This is a genomic window from Acidimicrobiales bacterium, from assembly GCA_035546775.1.
GTDB lineage: Bacteria > Actinomycetota > Acidimicrobiia > Acidimicrobiales > JACCXE01 > JACCXE01.
In genome coordinates this window covers 1-19,501 of the sequence record DASZWD010000004.1, presented here as the reverse complement: position 1 = coordinate 19,501, position 19,501 = coordinate 1, and the positions used below count along the sequence as shown (strand labels likewise).

General features: G+C 68.3%; 17 protein-coding genes and 2 tRNA genes. 4 read left to right on the top strand and 15 right to left on the bottom strand.

Annotation, left to right across the window (positions count from 1 at the left end):
• Positions 1-17: 17 nt before the first annotated feature.
• The gene (locus VHC63_01125; protein ID HVV35173.1) at positions 18-2,156 is read right to left on the bottom strand and encodes an ATP-binding SpoIIE family protein phosphatase; all 2,139 of its coding nucleotides are present in this window, start codon (positions 2,154-2,156) and stop codon (positions 18-20) included.
• A 37-nt stretch (positions 2,157-2,193) separates the two neighbouring features.
• Between VHC63_01125 and VHC63_01120 the strand changes: the two genes are divergently transcribed.
• Positions 2,194-3,144 carry a sigma-70 family RNA polymerase sigma factor gene (locus VHC63_01120; GenBank protein HVV35172.1) on the top strand — a complete coding sequence of 317 codons (951 nt, stop codon included), beginning with the start codon at positions 2,194-2,196 and terminating at the stop codon, positions 3,142-3,144.
• A 20-nt stretch (positions 3,145-3,164) separates the two neighbouring features.
• Here the strand turns inward: VHC63_01120 and VHC63_01115 are convergent, their stop codons facing one another.
• Both VHC63_01115 and VHC63_01110 read right to left on the bottom strand, forming a co-directional pair.
• On the bottom strand, positions 3,165-3,461 hold the full coding sequence (locus VHC63_01115) for a WhiB family transcriptional regulator (protein HVV35171.1): 297 nt from the start codon (positions 3,459-3,461) through the stop codon (positions 3,165-3,167).
• A gap of 347 nt (positions 3,462-3,808) precedes the next feature.
• A complete protein-coding gene (locus VHC63_01110) occupies positions 3,809-4,552 on the bottom strand; it encodes an inositol monophosphatase (protein HVV35170.1) in 744 nt (247 codons plus the stop codon).
• 97 nt (positions 4,553-4,649) lie between these two features.
• Between VHC63_01110 and VHC63_01105 the strand changes: the two genes are divergently transcribed.
• Positions 4,650-5,219, top strand: coding sequence for a hypothetical protein (locus VHC63_01105; GenBank protein ID HVV35169.1), 570 nt, complete (start codon positions 4,650-4,652; stop codon positions 5,217-5,219).
• 10 nt (positions 5,220-5,229) lie between these two features.
• Here VHC63_01105 and VHC63_01100 read toward each other — a convergent pair whose 3' ends face one another.
• From VHC63_01100 to uppS, 12 genes are all read right to left on the bottom strand, one after another.
• Positions 5,230-6,147: a hypothetical protein gene (locus tag VHC63_01100; GenBank protein ID HVV35168.1), complete on the bottom strand. Its 918-nt coding sequence runs from the start codon at positions 6,145-6,147 to the stop codon at positions 5,230-5,232.
• A gap of 74 nt (positions 6,148-6,221) precedes the next feature.
• Positions 6,222-6,295 (bottom strand) — tRNA-Ile (locus VHC63_01095).
• Positions 6,296-6,323: 28 nt separating this feature from the next.
• Positions 6,324-6,396: transfer RNA gene (locus VHC63_01090), tRNA-Asn, on the bottom strand.
• Positions 6,397-6,478: 82 nt separating this feature from the next.
• The gene (gene rpoD / locus VHC63_01085; protein ID HVV35167.1) at positions 6,479-7,789 is read right to left on the bottom strand and encodes an RNA polymerase sigma factor RpoD; all 1,311 of its coding nucleotides are present in this window, start codon (positions 7,787-7,789) and stop codon (positions 6,479-6,481) included.
• Positions 7,786-9,561, bottom strand: coding sequence for a DNA primase (dnaG, locus tag VHC63_01080; GenBank protein ID HVV35166.1), 1,776 nt, complete (start codon positions 9,559-9,561; stop codon positions 7,786-7,788). Before dnaG ends, rpoD begins: the two co-directional genes overlap by 4 nt.
• Positions 9,562-9,593: 32 nt before the next feature.
• The gene (locus VHC63_01075) at positions 9,594-11,591 is read right to left on the bottom strand and encodes a S9 family peptidase (protein HVV35165.1); all 1,998 of its coding nucleotides are present in this window, start codon (positions 11,589-11,591) and stop codon (positions 9,594-9,596) included.
• Positions 11,588-14,239 (bottom strand): pyruvate, phosphate dikinase, encoded by a 2,652-nt coding sequence (gene ppdK, locus VHC63_01070; protein ID HVV35164.1) that lies wholly within the window; start codon positions 14,237-14,239, stop codon positions 11,588-11,590. The genes VHC63_01075 and ppdK overlap by 4 nt, the downstream gene beginning before the upstream one ends.
• Before the next feature lie 58 nt (positions 14,240-14,297).
• Positions 14,298-14,684: a response regulator gene (locus tag VHC63_01065; protein HVV35163.1), complete on the bottom strand. Its 387-nt coding sequence runs from the start codon at positions 14,682-14,684 to the stop codon at positions 14,298-14,300.
• A 6-nt stretch (positions 14,685-14,690) separates the two neighbouring features.
• Positions 14,691-15,077, bottom strand: coding sequence for a response regulator (locus VHC63_01060; GenBank protein ID HVV35162.1), 387 nt, complete (start codon positions 15,075-15,077; stop codon positions 14,691-14,693).
• Between the two features lie 77 nt (positions 15,078-15,154).
• Positions 15,155-16,450 (bottom strand): glycine--tRNA ligase, encoded by a 1,296-nt coding sequence (locus VHC63_01055; protein ID HVV35161.1) that lies wholly within the window; start codon positions 16,448-16,450, stop codon positions 15,155-15,157.
• A 142-nt stretch (positions 16,451-16,592) separates the two neighbouring features.
• Positions 16,593-17,303 carry a DNA repair protein RecO gene (gene recO, locus VHC63_01050; GenBank protein ID HVV35160.1) on the bottom strand — a complete coding sequence of 237 codons (711 nt, stop codon included), beginning with the start codon at positions 17,301-17,303 and terminating at the stop codon, positions 16,593-16,595.
• Entirely contained in the window at positions 17,303-18,028 is a 726-nt protein-coding gene (gene uppS / locus VHC63_01045; protein HVV35159.1) for a polyprenyl diphosphate synthase, read from the bottom strand. Before uppS ends, recO begins: the two co-directional genes overlap by 1 nt.
• A gap of 17 nt (positions 18,029-18,045) precedes the next feature.
• Here uppS and VHC63_01040 point away from each other — a divergent pair, with 17 nt between their 5' ends.
• Together VHC63_01040 and VHC63_01035 are read left to right on the top strand one after the other, a co-directional pair.
• Positions 18,046-18,531, top strand: a complete 486-nt coding sequence (locus VHC63_01040; GenBank protein ID HVV35158.1) for a histidine phosphatase family protein — start codon at positions 18,046-18,048, stop codon at positions 18,529-18,531.
• On the top strand, positions 18,522-19,501 hold a 980-nt coding region (locus VHC63_01035; GenBank protein ID HVV35157.1), incomplete at its 3' end, for an FAD-binding oxidoreductase. The genes VHC63_01040 and VHC63_01035, both read left to right, overlap by 10 nt.

The following is a 19,501-nucleotide window of genomic DNA, read 5'->3' as shown; positions in this document are numbered from 1 at the left end:
TGGCTGGGCGTCGAGCGCTAGTGGGTCCGCTCCAGGACCATGACGGCGACGTCGTCAGGATGCTTGGGCGTCAGCCGATCCACCAGGGCGCGCAGCTCGACCGACAGGCGCGCCGCGTCGTAGCCCTTGGTCTCGGCGAGGAAGGCGTCGAGCTCGCGCTCGCCGAAGGCCGGGTCGCGCTCGACGATGCCGTCGCTGAAGAGCACGACCATGGCGCCGGGCGGCATCCGGTAGCGCTCGACGCGGGGCGAGTCGTCGCCCAACCCGAGGGCGGCGCCGAAGCGGCCGAGACGCTGCACCTCGCCGTCGCACACCATGCGCGCCTGGAGATGCCCGGCGAGGGTGACGGCCACCGTGCCGGTCTGGCGGGTGTAGCGCACGATCGCCGCGGTGCAGAACAGATCCGACGGCTCGGCGACGAGCGCCTGGTTGGCGACGCGGGCGATGTGGGCGGTGTCGGGGTTCTCGAGCGCCGAGGCCCGGGACGCGTAGCGGGCCAGTGACGTGACCGCCGCGGCTTCGGCGCCCTTGCCGCACACGTCGCCGAGCACGGCGACCCAACCGTCCTCGACGGCGAACAGGTCGTAGAAGTCGCCGGCGACTTCGTCAGGACTCGCGGGGACGAGCCAGGCGGCGGCGGCGAAGCCGGGCAGCCGCGGCAGCACCGGCGGCAGCAGGCTGGTCGACAGCGTGCGGGCGATGCGGTCGCGTTCGGCGAACGCCTGCTCCAGTTGCGCGTGCGACCGGCGCTGGCTTTCGGCCCACCGGGCCCGCTCCAGCCATCGACCGATGAGTTCGCTGACGAGGGCGAAATAGAGGCGGTACTCCTTGAGCGGTTGCGGGTCGTCGAAGTGCAATGACAGCAACCCGAGCGTCTCGTCGGCGCGGAAGGGCGACACCAGCCACGAACCGCTGTCGAACATCTGCAGCGACAGCGCCGCCGGGTAGCGCGCCGCGAACTCGGCGCGGTCTTCGACGTAGGCCGCCTCGCCGTTGAGTACGGCGCGCAGCCAGGTGCTGCGCTCGACGTCGATGTGTTCGAGTTCGTCGATCAGTTCGGGCGACGCGCCACGCGACGCGATCACCTGCAACCGGTTGTGCTCGACGATGGCGACGCTGCCGAAGATCGGCGCCGACGGAATGTTGATCTCGTGGAGCGCGGCTTCGGCGACGGCGCGCACCGAGCGGGCGCGGGCGAGCACTGAACTCATCGACAGCACCGCTTCCGCCTGCGACGCGATGCGCTCGGCGCGGCGGCGGCTCTCGGCCTGCGCCTCGGCGTCCTCGCGCAGTTCCACGTCGAGCGAACGCACCTCGTCGACGGAGCGTTCGAGCCGGTACGCCAGCGCGGCGAGCGCCACCACGAGCAGCGACATGCCGACGATGCTCGTGACGCCGCGTTCGGTCAGGTGCCACGTGCGCGACGGCGTCAACCCGAAATACCAGAACTCGGCGACGACGCCGAGACCGGTGATCGCCACGGCGAGCGCGCCCGCGGTGCACGTGACGGCGACGAGCAGGATCGCGAGGAACGCGCTGGGGCGTACTCGCGTCGGGTCGTCCATCGCCTGGAGGGCGGGCAACACCAGCACGGGCACCAGCAAGCCGGCGGCGACGCGCAGCCAGCCCGGCGGCACACCGAAGAGCCAGCGCGGTACCAGGTCGTCGAACTGCGGGCGCTGGAGACCCGTCGCTTGCGGACCCAGGGCGACTTCGACGGCCTCGGCGAAGGGCACCGGCACGACGACCCAGATCGTCTTGCCGCCATCGGCCGCCAGACCGACCCCCCAGCTCTCGGCCAGCGAGTCGACGATGTGGAGCCCGCGACCGTACGGCTCGTCCATGAGCGGCGAGCGCTTCCGCGGCAGGTCGCCACCCTCGTCGGTGATCTCGATGCGCAGCGAGCGCGGGTCGAGCTCGATCGTCAGGTCGAAGCCGGAGTGGGCGTGACGGACCGAGTTGGTCGCCAACTCGGAAACGAGGAGCAGCACGTCGTCGACGAAGTCTTCGGGAAGATCACCGAGCGTCTCGCGAACGAATTGTCTCGCAGCACGAATAGAGCCAGGGTCCGCAGAGAATCCCTGCTCAGCCTTCACAAGCCTGCAACTTTTCCCGGCTCCTTCATTGCCCCCGCTGTTGTTGCCCGAAAATTGCATCCCCTAAACTTGCCGACGCCGCCGGTACCGTTTCGCGATGGCGCGAGGAGAGGGTGACGCGGCAGACGACCTGGTGGGTCGCTACCTGCGCGAAATCGCCGCGCACCAACTGTTGACCGCCGCCGACGAAGTCCGCCTGGCGACGCTCATCGCGGAGGGCCAGGTCGCGATCACCGCGCTGGAGAGCCCGACCCTCACCCCGGCGGAGAAGCGGCGGTTGCGCCAGACAGTGCGCGCCGGCGACGACGCCAAGCAGGCCTTCATCGTGTCGAACCTGCGCCTGGTGGTGAACATCGCCAAGCGTTACCAGCGCGCCGGTATGCCACTGCTCGATCTCGTGCAGGAAGGCAACCTCGGGCTGATCCGCGCCGTCGAGAAGTTCGACCACACCAAGGGCTACAAGTTCTCGACGTACGCCACGTGGTGGATCCGACAGGCCATCGGCCGCGCCATCGCCGAGAAGAGCCGGACGATTCGCGTGCCGACACGTGTCGGTGACGCCGCAGCGGCGGTCGAGCGGGCGCGCAATTCCTTGCGCGAGGCAACCGGCAAGGAGCCGACGCGCCAGGAGATCGCAGAATCCACCGGCATGACCGAGCTAGCGGTGGCGGCGGCCGAGCGCATCACGCCCGACCCGCTGTCGCTGTCGCTCGCCCAGGACGAGGACCGCGAGCTGATCGACACGGTCGCCGATCCGGAATCGGAGAAGGGCTTCTTCGAGGCCGAGCAGGACGACGACCGCATGCACCTCCACATCGCGTTGGCGACGCTGCACCCGCGCGAGCGGGAGGTGCTCGAGTTGCGCTTCGGTCTCGACGGCGACGAGCCGCGCACGCTCGAGGAACTCGGCGAGCGCTTCAAGGTGACGCGCGAGCGCATCCGGCAGATCGAGGCGAAGGCGATGACGAAGCTGCGTCATCCCGCGACGCCGTCGAACCTGCGCCAGCTCCAGGCCCTGGCGGCTGCCAGAGCCCGGAAAGCTGGCTAGAGCGCTTCATTCGGCCCGACCTACGCGGTGAGCGGAACCTGTTCGTCCTTGCGCGGCCGGCCTCGTTTCCGCTTGAACGCGAGGACCTTGCCGTTGAAGAACAGCTGACCACCCCACACGCCCCACGGCTCGCGCCGGGCGAGGGCACCGTCGAGGCAGCGCTCCTGCAGCGCGCAGGTGTTGCAGATGGCCTTGGCGGTGGCGATGTCGTCGAGTTGTTCCGAGAAGAACAGGCCAACCATGGTGGCTGCGCCGTCCTGGCACTTCGGGACGGTGGGCGCCTCAGGTTCTGTCCATTGTTGCGATTGTTCGTACATCCGTACTCCCCCATTTGGATTCGTCGCTGGAAAACAAAGAGACCACCGGGATTTCCCGGTGGCCTCTGAGGGTCCTAACGAAGTTGCGGGTTGCTTACCCAGAACTTCGGACTCCCCTGAGGCCGGCACCATCCTTGAGATTGACCTTGTGGTCTCCCATGGACGGCATCACGAAGACGCGCGTGCGCGTGGCATCGGCGTACGTCGCCGTTGCAATTGCGCAGATCGTCCAAGTGAGCATTGGAATTGGTTACCTCGTGATGGTTTGGTTAGGTCGGGCGCGGCGGCCCCGAAGACAGCAAATTCCGGGGATGTCCGACTCAATCACATGTGCGTGATTCCGTCAATCATTTATTCAGGGAATTTATGCATTGTTGGAGCAGGGCCTGTGACGAGGCAGCGATCGGCGAGCGACGGGCGTCGTGGTCGAGCACGACGAGGTCCTCGCCGTAGCGGTCGGCAACCACCGCGCCTGCCTCCTGACACACGAGCAGCGCCCCCATGTAGTCCCAGGCGCCGTGCGCGGGACGCGGCGTGCAGTCGATGAAGGCGTCGAGCACGCCGGCGGCCACGGCGCAGATGTCGAGCGCGGCCGCACCGAGGCAGCGGTACTGCCGCCAACCGAGCCAGTGGTCGGGCAGCCCCGACAGGCCGACGAACGCGTCGGCCAGTTCGGGGGCGCGCAGCGGCCGGGTGGGCTGACCGTCGACGGTCGCCCCGCCGCCCCGCGTCGCCCGGTACCGGGTGCCGGTTGCCTGGTTGACGACCACGGCGGCGAGCGGGCCGTCGCCGTCGACGGCGCACAGGCTGGTAGCGAACCACGGCAAGCCGGCGGCAGCGTTCGTCGATCCGTCGATGGGGTCGACGACGACGACGATGGCGCGGTCGGCGTCGGTGAGCCCGCTCTCCTCGCTCAACACCCCGACGTTGCCTTTCGCCAGCACGTCGAGCACCGCGGCGTCGGCGGCGAGGTCGCATTTGTACTGGCCGGCACGGGTGCCGGCGAGACCCCAGTCGGTCAGGTCGGCGACGGCGCGCTTGACCGCGTCGGCGGCCTCGTCGAGCAGTTGCAGGAGCGCTTCATTCGTCACGGGGCCGCCAGCGTACGATCTGGGTCGTGAGCGAGCCTGCGAGCGAACCAACGGGTACTGCGGCCGAGTCATCGGCCAGCGCCGGAGGCGCTTGCTGATGGCTGTCATCGACGTGCCGGGATTCGTGGCCGAACTCAAGGACCATGCCGTGGACCACGGCTTCCACGTGCACGACGAGCGGCACTTCGTCGAGACGTACTCGCTGCGCCAGGCATGGGAAGTCGAACTGCACCCCGAGGCGGGCTGCGGCGGCCCCGTCGACCTGCACCTCGCCCTCGAACTCGATCCCCGCGTCATGCTCGCGTTCGAGGACGCCGTCATGGCCCTCGACGACGACGACGAGGACGCGCAACCCCCCGACGAGTTCTACTTCCCGCTGACCTTCACGTGGTCGCTCCCGCCGCTGCCGCACGGTCCCGACCTGCTGCGCCTCGCCATCGACCTCGCCGGCGTCGGCGGAATCGAGTTGCCGGTTGAGGTCTCGGCGATCGACTCGATCCCGTCGGCCACCGATGCGGCCGAACGCCGTTTGACGGTGGTGGCCAAGCAACTGCTGTCGCTGGCGAAGATCTTCGGCGGCGAGGAGTTGCTGTGCGGCGTGCTCGACCGCTGCCTTGCGGTCTCGAACCACTTGCTCGAGAACGCGCCCGTCTGGCTGGACGGGTAAGACCGCCGGGCTAGCGGCGGCGCCGGCCGCCGTTATGTTCGAGGGCGGCGAGCACGGCGTCGGTCACGGCGTCGACGATGAGCGTCAGCTGGTCGTCGTCGAGCTTGGCCGGCTTGGGCGACTTGGCTTCCTTCGCCTCCGCGTTGGCGCGACGGCGCAGCAGCGTGATGTCGCGCTCGATCCGCCCGAGGGAGGCGAGGAACTCCTCGCGCGTTTCGGTCACCTCGGCGGCGCTGGCGGCCACCCACGCGGCGAGGCCGTCGGTGCCACCGATGGCCTTGAGGGCGTCGGTGAGGATCAGACGCAGGTCCTCGGTGACCTCGCCGACCTTCTGGCTGAACTCGGCGAGGGCGTCGGCGCCCGCCTGCACCGCGCCGAAGATCCCGGCGGCCTGCTCGGTGAGGTCGATCTCGCGCTGCGAGGCCAGACGCTCGAGTTGCATGGCGACCTTGGTCAGCGCTTCTTCGGTGCGGCCGAGCGTGTCCTCGGTGAGGCCGGCGACACGAGCGTTGAGCTCGCTCAGCTGGGCGACGGCGTAGCGCGCCGTCACGTCGGGCGTTTCGAGACTCGTCAACGTGGCCGCGGGCGGCTCGGACGCGTCGGCGTGCTCCGGATCCGGTTCGGCGGTGTCGGATGCCGTGTCGAACGCCGGCGTGTCCAGCACGAGCGACAGCGCGGGCTCGGTGGTGGGCACGGGCTCGGGCTCGGCCTCGGGAATCGACGGCAGACCCAGCGACGACGCCACCGCCTCGAGCGGCAACCGCCACCGTTCGGACTCGATTTTGGGCGCGTCCTCACGGATCAGGCGCGGCGCGTTGACCGACACCTCCCGCGGACCGCGGGCCCACACGGCACCGCATCCGGCGAACCGACCCGTGCACACCGTGCCGCAGACCGTGCATTCGCAGTGGTCCGCATACGCGGTCATCGGGTGTTCGCAGGTCTCAGCGATCTGCGGACCGAACTCGTGACACCAACCCATGGTGAGGGAAAGGGTACAGGTGGGGCGGGCAGGGCTCGAACCTGCGACCCAAGGATTATGAGTCCTCTGCTCTAACCAACTGAGCTACCGCCCCGCTTTGCGAGGCACTCTACGAATTTGAGCTCCGGGGCTGGGACTCGAACCCAGAACCTATTGATTAACAGTCAACCGCGCTGCCGATTGCGCCACCCCGGAAGGGAGGTTGCAATTTAGCAAGACCCCACTTCTGTGAAGGATTTTCCGCCCATAGGGCATGCGATCCTTCACAGAACGATGCTTACTCCTCTTCGAGGAAGCCGCGCAGGCCCTGGGACCGGATGGGGTGGCGCAGCTTGGCGAGGGTCTTCGACTCGATCTGGCGGACGCGCTCGCGGGTGACGCCGAACTCGCGGCCCACTTCTTCGAGGGTGCGCATCTCGCCACCGTCGAGGCCGAAGCGCAGCTTGATGATGTCGCGCTCGCGGTCCGACAGCTGGTCGAGAGCTTCGGTGACCGCGGCGGTCAGCATCATGCGGGTGGCGTAGTCGGCGGGGACTTCGGCCGAGTCGTCGGAGATCGTGTCGGACAGCGAGAAGTCGTCCTCGTCGCCCACGGGCTGTTCGAGCGAGACCGTGTCCTGGTTGATCTTGAGGATGTCGCGCACCTTCTCAGGCGACATGTCCTCGAGCTTGGTCGCCAGCTCCTCGATCGTCGGCTCGCGACCCAGCTCTTGGAGCATCTGGCGCTGCACCCGCAGGACCTTGTTGATCGTCTCGACCATGTGCACCGGGATGCGGATGGTGCGGCCCTGATCGGCGATGGCGCGGGTGATCGACTGGCGGATCCACCACGTGGCATACGTCGAGAACTTGAAGCCCTTGGTCCAGTCGAACTTGTCGACGGCGCGCATCAGGCCGATGTTCCCCTCCTGGATCAGGTCGAGGAACTGCATCGCACCCTTGCGGTAGCGCTTGGCGATCGACACCACCAAGCGCAGGTTGGCGTTGGTGAGCTGACCTTTGGCGACGAGGCCGTCGGCGACGGTGCGCTCGAGCGGCCGGCGCTCCTCGGTCGGGATCGACGCGCGGTCGCCGTACTTCTCGTCGAGTTCGGCCAGTTGCGTGTGGGCGGCGAGGCCCGCCTCGATGCGCTGGGCCAGGCGCACTTCCTCCTCGCCGGTGATCAGCGGGAACTTGCCGATCTCCTTGAGGTACATGCGCACCGGGTCGCCGGCGCCGCCGCGCCCGTCGTCGTAGGGGACGTCGGCCGCGCTCCCCCGCGCCGCGCGCGGCGCCCGCGGCTTCTTGGGGCGGTCGACGCGCAGCTGGCGCACGACGGCGTCGTTGGCGGGCGCCGGTTCCTCGGTGAGGACGTCCTGGGCGCTGGCGCGATCGACGGCGTCGATGTCCTCGTAGCGGATGCCGGCGCTCGTGACCCACTCCACGACGCCGTTGATCAGCTCGGGCGTGAGCTCGACGTCCTTGAGGGCGCTGACCAAGTCCTCCGACGACAGCACGCCCTTCACCCGGGCCAACGCCAGCAGCGCCTCGACCTCGTCGGCGGGGATGTCGAGCGGGAAGGACGGAACGGGCATGGATGCGTCGCTCATTCGTCCTCCCCCCTTTCGTCCTCAGCCGGTTCGGCAACGTGCGCCAGCCACGCTACCAATGCCACGGTCGCCTCTGAACGGAGTTCGTCGTCCTGGAGCTGTTCGCGGGTCTGCTTGAGCCACGCGATGGTCGGCGCGACCTCGGCGTAGTCCGCGCCCTGCGCCAGGGACTTGTTGAGCCGGGCCGCCGCGGCGTCGGCGGCGACGCGCACGAGACCGGCGAGCACGTCGTCGGGATCGGCGTCGACGTCGTCGACCGCCAAGCGACGCAGCAGCGCCGCGGCCTCGGGCGGTGCCTGCTCGATCGCCTCGTGGAGGGGCGCGCCCGTGGCCAGCGCCAGGAATGCGTCGTGGTGCGCCTGATCGGTGAAGAGCACCTCGTGCAGCTTGCCGGCGACGGCTTCGGGGCGATGGATCGCCACCTTGAGCGCTTCGGTCTCGGGGCCTTCGATGACGACACGCGGCTTCACTGGCGGTACGACCATCTTCGAGCCGCGTCGTTTGAAGCTTGCAAGAAGCACGGGTTCGGGGATCTCGAGTTGCTGTGCGATCTTTCCGATGTAGATGCCCTGAGTGGTTTCGTTTGGGTGCTCGGCAACCATTTCGAGCGCGCCTTCCGCCGCCTTCGCTCGACCCTCGGGGCTGCGAAGGTCACTGGCGTCGAGAACGCGCTGCACGCGGAAATCGAGGAACGAGCGGGCATCCCTCAGCGCTTGGCGCAACGCCGCGGGATCGCGCCGCGCCAGGTCGGCGGGATCGGCGCCCTTGGGCAACGCCAGCACGTGCAGCGACAAGTCGAGGTCGCGCTCCCAGGCGTAGAAGCGCTCGGCCGCGGCCTGGCCGGCGGCGTCGGCGTCGTAGGCCAGCACGATGCGCGGCGCGAACACGCGCAGGGTGCGCAGGTGCTCCTCGGTGACCGCCGTGCCACAGGTGGCGACGGCGCGCGGCGCCCCGGCGAGGTAGAAGGCGATCACGTCGGTGTAGCCCTCGCACACCACGATCTCGCCGCTCTTGACCGCGTCCTCTTTGGCCCAGTTGAGCCCGTAGAGGATGCGGCGCTTGGAGTAGATCGGCGTCTCCGACGAGTTCTTGTACTTCGCCGGATCGCTCGAGCCCGGTAGGACACGCCCGCCGAAGGCGACCGGCCGGCCCGACGTGTCGTAGATCGGGAACACGACGCGCGCCCGGAAGAAGTCCTGTTGCTTGCCGGCGCGGTTGACGAAGCCGAGGCCGGTGTCGGTGAGTTCCTTGTCGGTGATCTTGAGGTGACGCGCCAACTTGTCCCACGCGTCGGGCGCCCAGCCGATGTTGAACTGGGCGGCGATCTTGGAGTTGTAGCCGCGCTCCTTGAGGTAGTCGCGGGCCTTGCGGGCGTCGGGGCTCGTCAGCAGTTGCTCGTGGTAGTAGGCGACCGCCTTCTCCATGGCGGCGTAGAGCGCGTCGCGCTTCTTGCGGCCCTCCCCGTCGTTGCCGCCGCTGTCGTAGCGCAGCTGGATGCCGGCCTTCGCCGCCAGCTTCTCCACGGCCGCCGCGAAGTCGAGATGTTCGGTCTCGCGCACGAACGTGATGACGTCGCCCGACGCCTGGCAGCCGAAGCAGTGGTAGACGCGCAACTCCTGGTTGATCGAGAACGACGGCGACTTCTCGGCATGGAAGGGGCACAGACCGGTCCACCGCGTTCCAACCTTGCGCAACGCCATGCGCTCGGACGCCACGGCGACGAAGTCGGTCGCCTCGCGTACCCGCGCTATGTCCTCCGCCAGGATGCCCATCCGCCTGTGAGGCTACCGCCGGGGTGTGCGCCCTACTTCAGGTAGCGGTCGAACCACTCCAGCACGATCTCGAAGCGCTGGACGCGGTGGCGCGGTGCCCCCGACCGTGACATCTCGTGGCCCTCACCCGGGAAGCGCACCATCTCGACGTCGCGGCCGAGCCAGCGCAGGCCGGCGAAGAGCTCTTCGGCCTGCGCGATGGGGCAGCGCCAGTCGTCGTCGGAGTGCATGATCAAAAGCGGCGTCGTGATCTTGTCGAGGTACGTCGTCGGCGACTGGCGGATGTACTCATCACGGTCGTCCGTCACCGACTTGCCGTGGTAGCCGAAGAACGCGGTGGCGATGTCGGAGTTGCCCTCCATCAGCGCCAGGTTGTTCGCCGAGCGCTCAGAAACCGCCGCCTTGAACTTCTTGCTGTGGCCGACGATCCAAGACGTCATGTAACCGCCGTACGAACCACCGAGCACGCCGAGGCGATCGCCGTCGACGAAGTCGAACTGCTTGACCGCGGCGTCGACGGCCGCCATCACGTCTTCGTAGTCGACACTGCCCCACCCGGTTCCGGGCTCGACCGGCGCGTTTCGGCCGCGCACGGCGCGTCCCCACGCTTCGCCGTAGCCCGACGAGCCACGGGGGTTGCAGTAGATCACCGCGTATCCGGCACCGGCCGCGACCTGGAACTCGTCGAACAGCTTGTTGCCGTACTGCGTGAACGGGCCGCCGTGGATGTGCAGCAGCGTCGGATACTTCTTGCCGGCCTTGGCGCCGACGGGCGGGATGACCCAGCACGGCACCTTCGTCTTGTCCTTCGACGTCGCCGTGTACGCCTCGGGTTCCTGGATCTGGCGCAGCGTCAGCAGGCGCTCGCCGTGGCGGGTGAGTTGCTTCTCCACGCCGTCGACGAGCACCGACAACTCGAACTGCGTCGTCGGCGATCCCCACACGAAAGCGGTGACACCGTTGCGCACGTCGAAGCCGCTCACGATGCGATCGCCGTCGACCATCAACTCGGGACCCGGCGGGTCGTCCTCGTCGGGGTCGGCGTGCACCCGGTACAGCGGCTGGTTGCCGCGGTCCTCGGCGGTGAACCACAAGTACTCGCCGTCCCACGCCGGCTCGCGCGCGCCCCAGAGGTAGGGCAGACAGTGACGGTCGAGCGACGGAGTGAGAATCGTCACGTCACCGGTCGACACCTCGAGCACGCCCACCTGGCTGTTGGCCGGCAGCACACCGGTGGGCGCGCCGACAAAGGCCAGGTCCGAGCCGTCGGGCGAGTACGCCGGGCGCCCGAAGTTGAACCCCGTCTCGGTGAGCTGTTCGGCGGCTGCCGACCCGTCGGCGCGCACGCGCCACAGGTCGACGGCGCGATCGATGTCCCAGGTGTCGTGGCGCGCCGACGCGAACGCGATCCACTTGCCGTCGGGCGACCACGCCAACCCCGAGTCGCCCCAGGGCCCGTCGGTCAATCGCTCGGGTTTCGTCGTCCCGTCGGCGGGCACGGTGAAGATGGCCCGTGGCCGATCGAGGACGTAGCCGGCGCCGTCGGACTTGTAATACAGGTGGCGGATGCGCCGCGGCGGTTGGTCCTTGGCCTTCACCTTGGCGGCGCGCTCGGTGTCGCCCTGACGCGCGCCGAACGCCACGGTGGCGCCGTCAGGCGACCAGGCGACGTCGTCGATCTCCTCGGGCGACGATGCGAGGCACACCGCTTCGCCGCCACCGAAGACGGGCAGGGTGTAGAGCTGGCTGCCGCCCTCCTCGCGGTGGCTGACGAAGGCGAGCCGCGCGCCGTCGGGCGACCACCGCGGAACCCGATCGCGCGCCGCGCCCGAAGTGAACGGACGCGGTTCGCTCAGCCCGTCGGTACCGACGAGCCAGATGCGCGACCGGTATTCGTTGGCGTCGAGGTGGATCGTGGTGACGACGTAGGCCACCGTCGCCCCGTCGGGTGACACCCGCGGATCGCTGACGTCGACGAGCAGCCCGACGTCCTCGGGCTGGAATCCGAGACGCCGCGCTGCCGGACTCACTTTGTCTGGCCTGAGGTACCGACCACTGCTTGCGCGGCCGCCAAGCGGGCGATCGGGACGCGGTAGGGCGAGCAGCTGACGTAGTCGAGCGCCGCCTGGTTCACGAAGAACTCGATCGACTCGGGATCACCACCGTGCTCGCCGCACACACCGAGCTTGAGCGCGGGCTTGGTCTTGCGGCCCCGCTTGGCGCCGAGCGAGACGAGCTCTCCCACACCCGCCTGGTCGAGGGTGTCGAACGGGTTGCGCGGCAGGAGACCCTGGTCGAGGTAGGCGGTCATCATGCGGCCCTCGACGTCGTCACGGGAGAACCCGAAGGTCATCTGCGTGAGGTCGTTGGTGCCGAAGCTGAAGAAGTCGGCGTGCTGCGCGATCTCCTCGGCGCGCAGCGCGGCGCGCGGCGTCTCGATCATGGTGCCGATGATGACGTTGATCTTCTTCCCAGCCTTTTCCGAACTGGCGAACTCGGCGATCGCCTCTTCGACCCACGAGCGGGCGAGGGCCAGCTCGGGACCGCTCACCGTCAGTGGGATCATCACCTCGACGACGGGCTTGCCGCCGGCCTTGGCGCGCTCGGCCGCCGCTTCCATAAGCGCCCGCACCTGCATGGCATAGAGGCCGGGCTTCACGACGCCCAGGCGCACGCCGCGGGTGCCGAGCATCGGGTTGAACTCTTTCCACTCCTCGGCGGCTTCGAGCAAGCGTTCTTCTTCGGCGCTGAGCCCGCTCGTGGCCTGTTTGATCAGCAGGTCCTCCGTCTTGGGGAGGAACTCGTGCAGGGGCGGGTCCAGCAGCCGCACGGTGACGGGCAGGCCGTCCATCGCCTCGAGGATCTCGACGAAGTCGGCCTTCTGCGCCTGGCGCAGTTCTTCGAGCGCGGCGGCTTCCTCGTCGGGCGTGTCGGCGAGAATCATGCGGCGCACGACGGGCAGGCGGTCCTCGGCGAGGAACATGTGCTCGGTGCGGCACAGACCGATGCCTTCGGCGCCGAACTGACGCGCCACGGCGGCGTCGGCGCCGGTGTCGGCATTGGCCCGCACGCCGACCTTGCCCTTGCGGATCTGATCCGCCCAGCTGAGCAACGTCTTGAATTCGGCGGGCGGCTCGCCCTGGGTGACGCCGACCTCGCCCTTGATGACGCGGCCGTCGCCGCCGTCGATCGAGATGACGTCGCCCTCGTTGACGGTGACGCCGCCGACGGTGAAGGACTTGGGACCGATCTTGAGCGCCTCGGCGCCGACGACGGCGGGCTTACCCCATCCGCGGGCCACGACCGCGGCGTGCGAGACCAACCCACCGCGCGAGGTGAGGATGCCCTCGGCCACGATCATGCCGTGGACGTCTTCGGGCGACGTCTCGGTGCGCACCAGCACCACGCGGTGGCCCTTGGCGGCCGCGGCGGCGGCGTCGTCGGCCGAGAAGTACGCGTGACCGACAGCCGCGCCGGGCGAGGCGCCCAAACCGGTGGCGATCACGGGCAGATCCGTCTGCTGGAACTGGGCGTGGAGCACGGAGTCGAGGTGGTCGGCGGTGACGCGCGACACGGCCTCTTCCTTGCTGATCTTCCAGCTGCCCTTCTGGCCCACCATGTCGACGGCCATGCGGAGCGCGGCGGCGCCGGTGCGCTTTCCGACGCGGGTCTGGAGCATGTAGAGCTTGCCCTGATCGATGGTGAACTCGGTGTCGCACATGTCGCGGTAGTGCTTCTCGAGCCGGTCGAAGATCGCCAGCAGCTCCTTGTGGATCGCCGGGAAATGCTTGGCCATCGCGCTCAGCGGCTCGGTGTTGCGGATGCCGGCCACGACGTCTTCGCCCTGGGCGTTGACGAGGAAGTCGCCGTAGGCGCCGGGCGCGCCGGTGGCGGGATCGCGGGTGAATCCCACGCCCGTGCCGGAGTCGTCGTCGCGGTTGCCGAAGACCATCGCCTGCACGTTGACGGCCGTGCCGAGTTCGTGGCTGATGTGCTCGCGGTCGCGATAGGCGATGGCGCGGGCGCCGTTCCACGAGCGGAACACGGCTTCGATGGCGCCGCGCAGCTGCGCCTCGGGCGTCTGCGGGAACGGCTTGCCCGTCTCCTGCTTGACGACGTCCTTGTAGCGCTCGCACAGCCGCCGCAGCGTGTCGGCGCTGATCGCCGAGTCGGACGTGACGCCGTCCCACTCCTTGGCCGTGTCGAGCAGGCGCTCGAACGGTTCACCCGAGATGTCGAGAACGATGCGGCCGTACATCGAGATGAAGCGGCGGTACGAGTCGTAGGCGAACCGCTCGTCGTCGGTCTGCTTGGCCAGCCCGTCGACCGACAGATCGTTGAGCCCGAGGTTGAGGACGGTGTCCATCATGCCGGGCATCGAGAACTTGGCGCCCGAGCGCACGGACACGAGCAGCGGGTCGACCGGGTCGCCGATGCGCTTGCCCATCTGCTTCTCGAGCTTGGCGACGGCCTTGGCGATCTCGGCGTCGAGGCCCGTTGGCCAGCCGCTGTGCATGTACGCCCGGCAAGCGTCGGTCGTGATGGTGAACCCGGGCGGGACCGGCAGGTTCAGTACCGACGTCATCTCCGCCAAGTTTGCGCCCTTGCCGCCGAGGAGGTCCTTGAGCGACATCGGGGGCTTGCGGTGCTTGTGATCAAACGCGAAGACGTAGGCCATAGGGCTCAAAGCCTATGACGTACGACAAGGATCTCCGTCAGAGTGCGGGTGTGGTCTCTCAGGCAGAGATTTCGGCGCCGCGCACCTTGAGCAGCGTCTTCTCCAGCAGCGCGACGTTGCCTTTGGAGACGAACGTGCGGGCGCCGGCCTTGACGGCGAAGCGCGGATCGTGCGCCGAGTGCACGATCACCGTCGTGCCCGGCTGGTCGTGGAGCGCGGCGATGACCTCTTCGCCACCCATGCCGGGCAGCGCGAGGTCGAGCACGAGCACTTCGGGTCGATGCTCCATCACGAGCGACAGTGCGTCGACGGCGTTGTCGACCCCGGCGAGGATGTCGTAACCACAGCGTTCCGCCACTTCGCGCACGAGACGGCGGATCATGGGATCGTCGTCGCAGACGAGGGCTTTTGGACGCGGTTCTCCGTCGTTCGAGAAGTGACTCATGGCGGATCAGCCGGCGATGGGGTGAGGAGTCTCCGCCAACCGCTCGATCGTCGACTCGAGCTTCCCGTGCTGGCCCTTCGACACGACGAACATGGCACCGCTCTTGACGGCGTACGTCGGGTCGTAAGACGAGTAGATGACCACCTGCGTCTCGGGCGAACTCGCCTTGATCGAGGGCAGGATCTCCTCGCCGGACATGCCGGGCATGACCAAGTCGAGCAGCAGGACGTCAGGATGATGGTCGAGGACCATGTCGAGGGCTTCGAGCGCAGTACCGACGCCCGCGAGGACGCGGAAGCCGGCCTTCTCGAACACCGCCCGCGCGATCTGACGACTCATTGCGTCGTCGTCACAGATGACGGCTGTGGGTTGCCGATTGGTCGCGTCAGACATGGGCTCTCTCCTGAGGGTCTATCGACCTATCGGTGCCATTACCCAACGGCTTTAGGAATTGTTGGGAATCGTTGTCCTCAAAAGCCCAGCTTGTCGCGCACGGCGGGAACGATCTCCGCGATCGGGACACGCACCTGCTCGGCGGTATCGCGGTCGCGAATGGTGACGGCGTTGTCCTCGAGCGAGTCGAAGTCGACCGTGACGCACAGCGGCGTGCCCACCTCGTCCTGGCGGCGGTAGCGACGGCCGATGGACTGCGTCTCGTCGTAGTCGACCATCCAGTTCTGCGCGAGCTGAGCATGGATGTCCTTGGCCAGCGGCGTCAGCGTGTCCTTCTTCGACAGCGGCAGCACTGCGACCTTGTAGGGCGCGAGGCGCGGATGCAGCCGCAGCAGCGTGCGCTTCTCGCCGTCCATCTCGTCTTCGGTGTAGGCGTCGATGAGAAACGCCATCATCGTGCGGGTGGCGCCGGCCGCCGGCTCGATGACGTGCGGGGTGTAGCGCTCGCCGCTGGCCTGGTCGAAATACTCGAGTTTCTCGCCCGAGTGCTGCGAGTGCTGCGTGAGGTCGTAGTTGCCGCGGTTGGCGATGCCCTCGAGCTCGCCCCACCCCCACGGGAAGTCGTATTCGACGTCGGTTGTGCCTGACGAGTAGTGGGACAGCTCCTCGGCATCGTGGGGCCGCAGCCGCAACGATTCCGACGACATGCCCAGGTCGAGGTACCACTCGTAACGCTTCTGCACCCAGTACGCGAACCACTTGTCGGCCTCGGCGGGCGGGACGAAGAACTCCATCTCCATCTGCTCGAACTCGCGCGTGCGGAACACGAAGTTGCCGGGGGTGATCTCGTTGCGGAACGACTTGCCGATCTGGGCGATGCCGAAAGGCGGCTTCAGCCGCGACGTCGTCATCACGTTGGCGAAGTTGACGAACATGCCCTGCGCGGTTTCCGGACGCAGGTAGGCGATCGCGCCCTCGTTCTCGACCGGCCCGGCATGGGTCTTGAACATCAGGTGGAAGGGCTTGGCTTCGGTGAAGTTGTCCTTGGCGCCGCAGCTCGGACAGACGCGGTCCTCGGGCAGCTGATCCTCGCGGAAGCGTGACTGGCAGTTCTTGCAGTCGACGAGCGGGTCGGTGAACGTCTTGAGGTGGCCGCTCGCCTCCCAGATCGCCGGCGGCGACAGGATCGACGCCTCGATGCCGACGACGTCGGTACGCGTCTGGACCATGTCGCGCCACCACGCGTCGCGCACGTTGCGCAACATGAGCACGCCCAGAGGGCCGTAGTCGTAGGTCGACCGGAAGCCTCCGTAGATCTCCGCCGAGGGGAAGACGAACCCGCGCCGCTTGCACAGGTTGACGACTTGCTCCATTAGTTCGGGCGAGTTGCTCACCTCGCACCGCGCAGAGCCGCTTCGCGCAGGCCTACGGCCTGGCGAAATTGCTGCAGTCTCTTCTTGTCGGTGCGCCGATGGGCGCACCTCCGTAGTTCGGGCGACGGCATGGCGACGCAGGTTACAGACGAGTGCGTGCCGCCCGTAAACGCCTTTCGATGTGGTGCTCGACGAGGCCGACGGCGACGGCCTCGGCTTCGGCCGTCGCCGGTGACTCCGGTTCACGCAGGGCGCCGGCGAGGTCGCCGCCGAGCATCCGGCGCATGAGGAAGATGGCTTCGTAGTCGACGGCGAGGCCGCGGCGGTCGTCGACGCAGCGCAGGCCGCCGTCGTCGAGGTCGAAGGCCACGAGGTTCGACACACCACCGCAGGCGACGCACTCGTCGAGCTGCGGTTGGAAGCCTTCGAGCGCCAGCAGCTTGAGGAGGAAGCCGGCCAACACGAGCGGCGCGTCGTCGCGATCGAGTTCCGCCAGCGCACCGACGAGCATCCGGTACAGCGCATTGTTGGGCTCGCGTTCGAGCGCCACCTGGTCGACCGTCTCCAGCATCACGTTGGCACGCCCGAAGCGGTGAAGGTCGTCGCGAATGTTGCCGAGCTGCGAGATGGTCTCGGCCTGGGTGATCGTGTCGAGCTCGCGTCCGAGGTACAGCTGGAGCGACACGTGCGTCGTCGGTTCGAGGCGCGAACCGAACTTCGAGGTGGTGCGGCGGATGCCCTTGGCCACGGCGCGCACGCGGCCATGATTCTCGGTCATCAGCGTGACGATGCGGTCGGCCTCGCCGAGCGGCACCGTCCGCAGGACGACCGCACGATCGGAGTAGCTCCGGATCAGCGCGCGCCCCCGAAGAGACGCTCGCGATTCTGGTACTCGCGCACGGCGTCGAAGAGATGCTCGCGGCGGAAGTCAGGCCACAGGACGTCGGTGAACACCAGCTCGCTGTAGGCCAACTCCCACAGCAGGAAGTTGCTGATACGGAACTCGCCGGACGTGCGCACGACGAGATCCGGATCGGGCATGCCCTTCACGTAGAGGCGCTCGCGGATCGTCTTCTCGTCGATCTTCTCCGGCTTGATTTTCTCGGCGGCGATTTGACGCACCGCGTCGACGATCTCAGCGCGCCCGCCGTAGTTGAACGCGATCGTGAGGGTCATCGCCTTGTTGTTCTTCGTGAGCTCGACGGCCTCGTCCATTCGCTTCAGCAGCCGCTTCGGCACCCGCCAGTCGCGCCGGCCGGCGAAGGTGATGCGGACGTCGCGGCCGTGCAACTCGTCGCGACGGTCCGTCAGGATGCGTTCGTTGAACCCCATGAGGTAGCGGACCTCGTCGACGGGGCGCTTCCAGTTCTCCGTCGAGAATGCGTACACCGTCAGCCAGTCGAGCCCGAGGTCGAGCGCGCCTTCGACGGTGTCGAACAACGCCTCTTCGCCCGCGGCGTGGCCCTCGGTGCGCGGCAACCCACGCTTGGTCGCCCACCGCCCGTTGCCGTCCATCACACACGCGACGTGGCGGGGAATCCGCTTCTTGTCGATTCCCTTGGGGATGTTCGTCGGCACGGCGCGAGAGTACGCGCGTGATCCTCGTCCGCCACGCCAAGCCCCTCGTCGACCCGACGATCCCGCCGGCGGAGTGGGACTTGGCCGATGGGGCCCGTGAGGCCGCGACGGAACTCGGCTCCCGCCTCCGCGGGACGCGGGTACTCGCCAGCACCGAGCGCAAGGCAATCGCGACCGCCGAGGCGCTCGGACTCGGGCCGGTCAGGACGTCGGAGGCGTTCTGCGAGGTGGGGCGGCCGTGGTACGACGACGGCGACGCCATGGCGCGGGATGCCCAGCGGTGGTTCGCCGGCGAGCGCGTCGACGGATGGGAGCCATTCGCCGATGCAGTGCACCGCTTCGGCAGCGCCGTCGACGGGCAGTCCGTCGTGGTCACGCACGGCACGGTGATGACCGCGTGGCTGCTGTCCCGGGGCGTGCTCACCGAGCCGTTCGCGTTTTGGCGCGACCTGCGCATGCCGGATGCCTGGGAACTCGGTCCTACGCTGATGCGGTGTCCGTAGTCGACCAACTCCTGGCGCGGCTCGAAGCCGACCGCGTCGTCACCGATGCGGACGTGATGGACCAGTACCGCCACGACCGTGCGCTCACCGCCACGGCGGGCAAGCCGCTGGCGGTCGTGCGGGCGCGTTCGATCGACGACGTGGTGGCCACGCTCGAGATCGCGAGCGCCACAAAAACGCCGGTGGTCACGCGCGGCGCGGGCACGGGGCTCGCCGGCGGGGCCAATGCCGTCGACGGTTGCATCGTGCTGTCGACGGCGTTGATGAACCGGATCCTGTCGATCGACGTCGCGCAGCGCTCGGCGACCGTGGAACCTGGCGTGCTCAACGGCGACCTCGCGGCGGCCGTCGCCGAGCACGGCCTGTGGTATGCGCCCGACCCTTCTTCGCGTGCGATCTGTTCGATCGGCGGCAACGTCGCCACCAACGCCGGCGGCGCCTGCTGCGTGAAATACGGCGTGACCGGCGACCACGTCGCCGCGCTGAAAGCGGTGCTGGCCGACGGTTCGATCATCGAGACCGGGTCCGTGTGTCGCAAGAACGTCGCCGGGCTCGACCTCACCAAGCTGCTCGTCGGAAGTGAAGGCACCCTCGCCGTCGTCGTGGAGGTAACCGTGCGCCTGCGGCCGGCGCCCAAACCGCCGGCAACGCTCGTCGCCGTATTCCCGACGGCAGAGACCGCAGGCGAAGCCGTGCTGGCAATCGACAAGGTCGCGGAGTTCTCGCTTGTCGAGATGATGGACCGCACGACGATCCGCGCCGTCGAAGCCCACCTGCGCATGGGCCTCGACACCGACGCCGGCGCGCTGCTGATCGTGCAGTCCGACAGCGCGTCGGCGGGCGACGACGTCGCGCGCGCCGAAGCCGCCTGCACCGCCGCCGGCGCCACCTTTACCGCGGCGACCACCGACGCCGAGGAGGGCGCGGCATTCCTGCACGCCCGCCACTCGTCGATCCCGGCGCTCGAGGC

Coding starts and splice junctions, on each gene's coding strand:
- VHC63_01125 (HVV35173.1), bottom strand. CDS start 2,156: ATGCAATTTTCGGGCAACAACAGCGGGGGCAATGAAGGAGCCGGGAAA.
- VHC63_01120 (HVV35172.1), top strand. CDS start 2,194: ATGGCGCGAGGAGAGGGTGACGCGGCAGACGACCTGGTGGGTCGCTAC.
- VHC63_01115 (HVV35171.1), bottom strand. CDS start 3,461: ATGTACGAACAATCGCAACAATGGACAGAACCTGAGGCGCCCACCGTC.
- VHC63_01105 (HVV35169.1), top strand. CDS start 4,650: ATGGCTGTCATCGACGTGCCGGGATTCGTGGCCGAACTCAAGGACCAT.
- VHC63_01100 (HVV35168.1), bottom strand. CDS start 6,147: ATGACCGCGTATGCGGACCACTGCGAATGCACGGTCTGCGGCACGGTG.
- rpoD (HVV35167.1), bottom strand. CDS start 7,789: ATGAGCGACGCATCCATGCCCGTTCCGTCCTTCCCGCTCGACATCCCC.
- dnaG (HVV35166.1), bottom strand. CDS start 9,561: ATGGGCATCCTGGCGGAGGACATAGCGCGGGTACGCGAGGCGACCGAC.
- ppdK (HVV35164.1), bottom strand. CDS start 14,239: ATGGCCTACGTCTTCGCGTTTGATCACAAGCACCGCAAGCCCCCGATG.
- VHC63_01065 (HVV35163.1), bottom strand. CDS start 14,684: ATGAGTCACTTCTCGAACGACGGAGAACCGCGTCCAAAAGCCCTCGTC.
- VHC63_01060 (HVV35162.1), bottom strand. CDS start 15,077: ATGTCTGACGCGACCAATCGGCAACCCACAGCCGTCATCTGTGACGAC.
- VHC63_01055 (HVV35161.1), bottom strand. CDS start 16,450: ATGGAGCAAGTCGTCAACCTGTGCAAGCGGCGCGGGTTCGTCTTCCCC.